This window comes from Campylobacter sp. BCW_6465, from assembly GCF_001762815.1.
Taxonomy (GTDB): domain Bacteria; phylum Campylobacterota; class Campylobacteria; order Campylobacterales; family Campylobacteraceae; genus Campylobacter_D; species Campylobacter_D jejuni.
Genome location: NZ_MJXN01000036.1, coordinates 1 through 878, shown reverse-complemented (window position 1 = coordinate 878; position 878 = coordinate 1). Strand labels below are relative to the sequence as shown.

Here is an 878-nt window from a genome sequence, read left to right as displayed (position 1 = left end):
GAGTTTCGTTTAATGTTGTGTGCTTCAAACAAAGCTTTGGAATATTCTTCGGTATAGTTGCCTTTTGCTGGTGGATGTGGATCTAAACTTTCTACAAAATATATTTTGTTTGTTTCTTTATCTACTTTTACGGCTATTCCATTAGGTGTATATATCTTATAAGTTTCGCTCATTATCTATCCTTTCTTAATTTAACCCATATATAAGCCATCTTCTATGATTATGGTAGTGGCTAGTCTGCCTATGAAATTAGGCGGTAATTTTTGGGATTGTTTGTTTTCAGTTACACTTTCTATATATTCCTCGTTTTTTTCTTCTTCATTACCTTCTTTTTCTTGTAAATTGTCTTGTTTCTTATTTATCCCCATATACATAGCCTTAAGATTATTTTGTGCTATGATATTGAGTTTTTCTAGCAATCTTCTAGCCTTATTTTTATCTTCTATATATTTTCCTGTTTTATCTTTACTTGTATTGTAAATTCCATTAGCAAAATCTTGTAAAATTTGTAAAGCTTCATTGTAAGCTTGAATGGCTGTTAAATTGATTTCATCATTGATTAATCTATAATACAATTCTAATGCGGTATTTTTTAAGATATAAATTTCAGATTTGATGAGCTCTATACTATTTAAACTTTGATTAAAAAAAGTATAATCATCTCTTTCTAGTATGGTTTCATTTTCATCTTTTGTTATCTTTAAAGCGGATCTTTTCTCATCAATAATCAAATAAGACAAAAGTCTTTTTAAAAGAAATTCTTTATTTTCTTCAAGCTTTTGATCTATTTCATAATGAAAGGAAAAATGAGTGTCAAAAACTCCTGTGCAAAGATCTATGCCATAAAAAATTTTCTTTAAATCAAAGCTAATGAATTT

Annotated in this window: 1 pseudogene; it reads right to left on the bottom strand. The window is 27.6% G+C overall.

Annotation, left to right across the window (positions count from 1 at the left end):
* Window positions 1-191: 191 nt before the first annotated feature.
* Window positions 192-878 (bottom strand): annotated as a pseudogene (locus AJ886_RS02700) (hypothetical protein); the annotation flags it as partial.